The sequence below is a fragment of the Succinivibrio sp. genome (genome assembly GCF_045124615.1).
Taxonomy (GTDB): Bacteria; Pseudomonadota; Gammaproteobacteria; order Enterobacterales; family Succinivibrionaceae; genus Succinivibrio; species Succinivibrio faecicola.
Map to the genome: position 1 here is coordinate 1 of NZ_JBGVMC010000131.1, position 6,599 is coordinate 6,599.

At 36.1% G+C, this 6,599-nt stretch carries 7 protein-coding genes; all 7 read left to right on the top strand.

The features are described from left to right. The first annotated feature begins 167 nt into the window (after positions 1 to 167). On the top strand, positions 168 to 626 hold the full coding sequence (locus ACJML3_RS03510; RefSeq protein ID WP_288135712.1) for a hypothetical protein: 459 nt from the start codon (positions 168 to 170) through the stop codon (positions 624 to 626). 297 nt (positions 627 to 923) lie between these two features. Continuing rightward, the gene (gene rsxA / locus ACJML3_RS03515) at positions 924 to 1,511 is read left to right on the top strand and encodes an electron transport complex subunit RsxA (RefSeq protein WP_219935820.1); all 588 of its coding nucleotides are present in this window, start codon (positions 924 to 926) and stop codon (positions 1,509 to 1,511) included. Then, positions 1,511 to 2,071 (top strand): RnfABCDGE type electron transport complex subunit B, encoded by a 561-nt coding sequence (locus ACJML3_RS03520; RefSeq protein ID WP_406020665.1) that lies wholly within the window; start codon positions 1,511 to 1,513, stop codon positions 2,069 to 2,071. Before rsxA ends, ACJML3_RS03520 begins: the two co-directional genes overlap by 1 nt. Next, on the top strand, positions 2,072 to 4,096 hold the full coding sequence (gene rsxC / locus ACJML3_RS03525; protein ID WP_406020667.1) for an electron transport complex subunit RsxC: 2,025 nt from the start codon (positions 2,072 to 2,074) through the stop codon (positions 4,094 to 4,096). It begins immediately after the preceding gene. 2 nt (positions 4,097 to 4,098) lie between these two features. Then, a complete protein-coding gene (locus tag ACJML3_RS03530; protein WP_406020669.1) occupies positions 4,099 to 5,256 on the top strand; it encodes an RnfABCDGE type electron transport complex subunit D in 1,158 nt (385 codons plus the stop codon). A gap of 1 nt (position 5,257) precedes the next feature. Then, complete coding sequence (locus ACJML3_RS03535; protein ID WP_406020671.1) at positions 5,258 to 5,938, top strand: RnfABCDGE type electron transport complex subunit G; 681 nt, start codon at positions 5,258 to 5,260, stop codon at positions 5,936 to 5,938. 7 nt (positions 5,939 to 5,945) lie between these two features. Then, positions 5,946 to 6,599, top strand: a 654-nt coding sequence (locus ACJML3_RS03540; protein WP_406020673.1) for an electron transport complex subunit E, incomplete at its 3' end; no start/stop codon positions are given.

The window sequence follows — 6,599 nt, forward strand, 5'->3', positions numbered from 1 at the left end:
AAAAAGTGTTTCAATAGATTCTTTATTTAATTTCTTCATAAAAAAAGTCTTTGATATCAATCACATGATGAACTAATATTAAGCCTTGTATTTCATAAAAATACATTATAATCACATAAACAAGATTATCTTATAAGTACATCAATTTTTCACCAATTGGAGATTTTATGATAAAAAAGACTTTATTAGCTCTAAGCGCTGTTTTACCACTTGTTCTTACTGGCTGTGCAGGAAGTAATACAAGACCTATGAGTGCAGATGATAGTGCTCAGATTTCTAAGTTATGCATTGTAATGCCTGAAAAATACTCAAATAAAATGAGCGAGAAATATGGCGAACTATTTGTAAAAATAGCAAAGGACAACAATTTAAAAACAGCAACTGTTTTCTCACGTTCTCAGGCTGAAGAGATTAACTGCTCTCACTTCATGAAATATTCAACAAGAAGTAAAAGACCTCATTTAACAAAATTTGTTCACTTAAGCTTCTTTAAGGTTGATCCAAACGCAAAATCATATCCAAGAATTGCCGAAGCTACAATCCGTGAAAAGCTTGATCTAAATGAAAATTATCAGTTTGCATACGACACTGTTGATGCATCTTTCAAAAAAATGCTAGGCAGATAGCATCTATATCTCATTGAATATGCTTAAAAAGGAATACATTTTGTATTCCTTTTTTCTGATAATTCAAATTAGATCTGATCTTTAACAAAAGAAAAATAAATGATATACAGTCTGCTTTCTGCTATATATAACTATCAGAGCATTATATCAAAAGAAATCTGACTGTCTTATATAATCAATGATTATCTTCTGTAATAGCTAAAAACAATACTGAATTTTTATATAAATTTTTTCATTTAAATTTGAAAAAGTTGCGTTATTATATTCAGTTGTATATAAATTTTTTCACTGGTACATATGACACATTTACTGTTTTTATTTTTTGGCGCAGCTTTAGTCAATAACTTTGTTCTTGTACGATTTTTAGGATTGTGCCCTTTTCTTGGTGTATCTAACAAGATTTCATCTGCAGCAGGAATGGGCCTTGCAACAACTTTTGTTTTACTGATAACATCAATGAGCTGTTATTTTGTAAATCATTACGTACTTGCATACTACCATTTAGAATCACTAGAACTTCTGATGGATATTGTTGTCATTGCAGTAACAGTTCAGCTTGTTGAAATCATAATTTATAACCTATCTTATGAACTGCACAATGCTCTTGGTATCTACTTACCTCTAATTACAACAAACTGTGTTGTTTTGGGGCTTGTTCTTCTTCAGCAGTCACTGCAGTTTTCTCTGTCCGAGTGTCTTGCATTTACAACAGGTGCAGGTCTTGGTTTTACACTGGTACTTGTAATATTTGCAGCTATAAGAGAAAGACTTGCAATTTCAGATGTTCCAGAACCATTTAAGAATACAGCAATTGCACTGGTGACTGCAGGACTTTTATCACTTGCTTTCATGGGCTTTGCAGGATTTGCAGGGAGTGCGGCATAATGGAACATGAGTTTATTTGTTATCTTGCTTTAACACTCTTTGTTTGCGGTATTGTTTTATCCTTTTTATCTGGTCTTGGATCAAACAATGAGAATTCTAAAACAAAAAGAATTTTAACTCTTCTTCCTGGAATCAACTGCGGTCAGTGTGGTTATCCTGGATGTAATGCATATGCAGATGCTCTGTCTAAGGGGGAGTGCGCCTGCAATCTATGTAAGCCTGCAGGTGCTGATGTTGCAAAACAGCTTGCCTCAATGCTTGGTACAAAACTCTGCGCAGGTGAGGATTATGAATCAGAGCTGTTCTCTCCTAGAACTGTTGCCTATATTCATGATAACAAGTGTAACGGTTGCGGTAAATGCAAGAGAAAATGTCCTGTTGATGCAATCACTGGTATTTTAAAACAGCCTCATGTAGTTGATACAGAAGAATGCATAGGATGTGATGAGTGTGTAAAGGCATGCCCTGAAGAATGTATTGAAATGATCCGCCTTGAGCACAATCTATCCCACTTTGACTGGAATATTCATGCAGTGCAGATAAAAAACGGAAATAACTAAATGATACTGTCATCAAAACAGCTAAAAAAAATAGCACAGGAAAAAATATTCAAATTCTTTGGAGGAATCAAACCAAAGGAGATGAAGGATACTTCAGATTCTGTAATAGTAGAACTGAAGCTACCTTCTCTTATCTGTCTGCCAATTGAAAAACATCTAGGTGATGATGGTGAGATCCTTGTTAATGTAGGTGACCATGTAAAAAGAGGTCAGAAACTTACACAGCCAAATGAAAAATCAAGACTTGTTCCTGTACATGCTTCCACATCAGGTACAATTAGCTCAATTTCAAAGGAAATTCTGCCTCATCCAAGTGGCTATACAGGTCTTTGCATAACCATTAAACCAGACGGATTTGATGAAGCTGTTGATTCAAGTCCTATTACAGACTGGGAAAACAAAGATAGAGAACTTCTGTTAGCAAGAATAAAAGACTTTGGTGTTGAAGGTATGGGTGGTGCTCAGTTCCAAACTGAGGCAAAGCTCTCATCAGCTGTAAGAGCAAATCCTGAAAGTATCAATGTTCTAATTATCAATGGATGTGAGTGTGAGCCTGCAATTACCTGTGATGACAGATTGATGCAGGAAAAAGCAACTGATATTGCTCTTGGAATAAAGATCCTAAAGAAGATCCTGAATCCTAAAATCACCATTGTTGCAATCGAAGACAACAAGAAAAACGCTATTGCAGCGATGACCCAGGCACTTTCAGATATTGCATCTATTAGAATTCTACCAACCAAATATCCAACAGGTGCAGCAAGAAACGTCATAAAAGCTGTTACGGGCATTGAAATTCCTTACAAGGCACATACTTCAGAGGCAGGTATTGTAATCAACAATGTAGCAACTGTATTGAGTATCAAAGAGGCTATTGTTGACGGTATTCCTGTTACATCAAGAGTTGTAACAGTTACCGGTGATTCACTAAAACGAAAGGCAAACATCAGAGTTCGTCTTGGAACATCTGTAAGATTCCTTTTATCTAATCTTGGACTAAATCCAGAATACCATCAAAGAATCATATTAGGTGGCCCAATGATGGGCTTTACTCTGCCAACAATTGATGTACCTATTACAAAGTCAAATTCTTGTGTTCTTGCTCCTACTACAGAGCAGATTCCAAGATTAAAGGAAAGTTCCAACTGCATAAGATGCGGTCGCTGTGCAAGAGTCTGTCCTTCAAGACTAGTTCCATATCAGATGTATTCTCAATCTAAGGCTCATAACCATGCTGCATGCCAGAAGGCAGGTATTTTTGACTGTTCACTGTGCGGAGCATGTTCTTATGTATGCCCATCGTTCATTCCTCTGACAGCACAGTTCAGGTATGAAAAAGCTGTTGAAAAGCATATTTATGATGCTGAAGTTCGTAATGCAAGAGCAAAACAGAGAATGCTTGACAAAGAGCTTCGCTTAAAGAAAGAGGAAGAAGAGCGTCAGCTAAGAAAACAAAAAGCACTTGAAAAAATCAAGGCTCAAAAGGAAGCTGAAGCCAAGATGACTCCAGAAGAGCTTGCAAAAGCCAAAGCAAAAGCTCTTGAAGAGGCAAAATTACTTGCAAAACAGCGAAAAGAAGCTATGCTTGCAGGTAAGAAGACTGATGAAATGTCTTCTGATGTCTCTGAAAAGGAACGTCTTGAAAAACTAAAATTATCAAAAATGCGTGCAAAAGAAATTGCAATGCATCAAGGACGCCAGGAAAAATCAATTCTCCCAGAAAGTAATATTATTACAGATGAGATTAAAACTGATAATATGGAAGAAAAGATACTTGAATTGCCCGACTTTTTAAGAAAATCAGCAGGTAGAAAAGATATTGGTCTTGACATAAAAACCTATGATGAGATCCCTCCATCTGATAATAAACCTAAACTTGTAGGTTTAGAGCCTGATGATTCCCTTCAGAATCCTGAGCCTAAAAAAGTAATTCCACAGGTTCTCATGTCTCATAATCTTGATGTTGAGAAAGAAATCGTTTTACCAAAAGCATTAAAAAAGAAAACAATACGTACTAAAAAATAATTATGAATATCTCTCAGTCACAAGGAAGAGTTAAGCAGCTGTTAGGACTCGAAACAGCTCCACATTTAAAAGCACGCATGACTACACAGTGGATCATGCTTATTGTACTGCTCTCATTAATACCTGCTGTAGGAGTTGAAATTTACTACTTCGGTTTTGGTATTATTTTTCAGTTTTTAAACTGTACCATTACAGCAGTTGTTCTTGAAGCTTTAGTTTCACTTTTAAGGCATCAGAAAATATCAAGAAATGTAGGCGATCTGTCAGCTGTTGTCACATCCTTAATTCTTGCCCTTACACTGCCACCAATGCTGCCATGTTACTACTCTGTTGTTGCAACAGTATTTGCAATACTTATAGTTAAAGTTATCTTTGGCGGTCTTGGTCAGAATATATTCAATCCAGCTATGGCAGGATTTGTATTCATTATGATTTCATGTCCCGGCATTGTAGGCTCAAGCTATGTATCTCCAGCTCCTCAGGCATATAAGGCTGCAACACTCACTGAAAGCTACTCTATCATTTATAGGGGAGCTTCAAAGGAATTAGTGCAAAATCAGATAGATGCAATGACAATAAGCGATGATAATCAGGAGTCAAATGATGCTTTGACTATGGCAACAAAGCTACTTGATAAGGTAGATGTCATGTCTGGTGCAACATATCTTGATGCTATCAAATCCTACAGAAAGCAAGGTGAGCTTAACCGTCTTGACGGTCATGAATTTACATCTGCAAAATATCAGGCATATCTTGCTCTGTTTATCGCTTACTGCATAGGTGGCATCGTACTGATGAGCTTTAGAATAATTATCATCAGAATGGTGGTTGCTTTCTTTGCTGCATTCATTCTTATTCAGTTTGTAATGCACAAGCTGTACCCAGGTTACTTTATGAGCGTAACTGACGGTCTTTTAATTGGTGGCACCATGATCTGTGCCTTCTACATCATGACTGATCCTGTTACAAATGCTGGTACATCTAAAGGAAGAATTTACTTTGCTATTCTTTTAGCCTTTTTAATTGTTTTCCTAAGAGCATTCGGCTCATACAATGATACTGTAGCATTTGCTGTTATGCTTTCAAATGCCTGTGCTCCGCTAATTGATGTTCTGACTAAACGTAGAGCCTATGGTATTAAATACAGAGGAAAACACTAGTATGGCTAATAAGAACCTTGAAAAAATTCTTCTGTCAGATACAGAAAATAAAGAAAAGAGAGTCAGATTTTCAAAAACAAAAAGATCACTTTTGAGTGCTTTAAGTCTTACTCTAACTGGTGTTATCTGTGTCAGTGGCATTTTGGCTGTTGATAAATCAACTGCATCAATTATTGCACAGAATCAGTCTAATTCTATTGAAGGCAAAGTTAAATCACTACTACCAAATGATGCATTGAACAATAAAACTAAAATTGTCTGCTACAGCTTAAAGAACAGCAAGTATATTGGCAGAAACAACAAACTTTATGTTGCAGCTTTGGATAACCATATAAAAGGCTATGTAATGACCTACAAGACAAATCTTGGTTATTCAGATCCGCTTGTCATGATTGCTGGTTTTACAGAAGATAAAAAAGTCTATAAAGCAGATATTTTCTTTTCACAGGAAACTCCAGGACTTGGCGACAAGGTAGACAGAGCTCATGGCAGCTACCTTGATCAGTTTAATAATCTTGGTCTTGAAGATACAAAGTGGGATGTAAAGAAATATGGCGGTGACTTTGATTACTTTACAGGTGCTACCGTTACATCAAGAGCTACAGTACTTGCAACTTACAATGCTTTAAAAGAGCTTGAAAAAATAGATACAGTAAAACTTAATAAATGCAGAATGAATTAAGGAAAATATGTCAGAAATTAACAAAGAAATCGAATATACAGAAGGTACAAAGAAACCTTGCTCTGAGAATAAAAATGGCAATGACTTTAAATCAATGCTAAAGGATTTTTTCAAAGGTCTTTGGTCAAATAATCCAGGACTTTGCCAATTACTAGGTCTTTGTCCTCTGCTTGCTGTTACAACATCAGCATGCTCTGCTATTGGACTTGGTATTGCAACACTTTTAGTACTAACACTAAGTTCACTGATTATCTCTGCTATAAGAAAACTTATTTTCAAAGAAATAAGAATACCTGTATATGTGCTTTTTATTGCAACACTTGTAACTGCAGTTAAATTCTACGTTGAGGCTTATTTCCCTGAACTGTACGCTCAGCTTGGTATTTATCTTGCTCTTATTGTTACAAACTGCATTATTATGGGAAGAGCTGAAGCATATGCAGGAAAAAACTCTATTCTTCCATCATTGTTTGATGCACTTGGAAACGGTATTGGTTTCTTTATCGTACTGTTTGTATTAGGTGCTATTAGAGAAATTCTAGGACAGGGAACATTATTTGCTGGTGCCTATTATCTGTTTGGAGATTTTGGCAAAAGTCTTGAATGCACAGTAATCAGCGCAGATTACACTTTAATGGTTGCCATTCTGCCACCTGGCGGT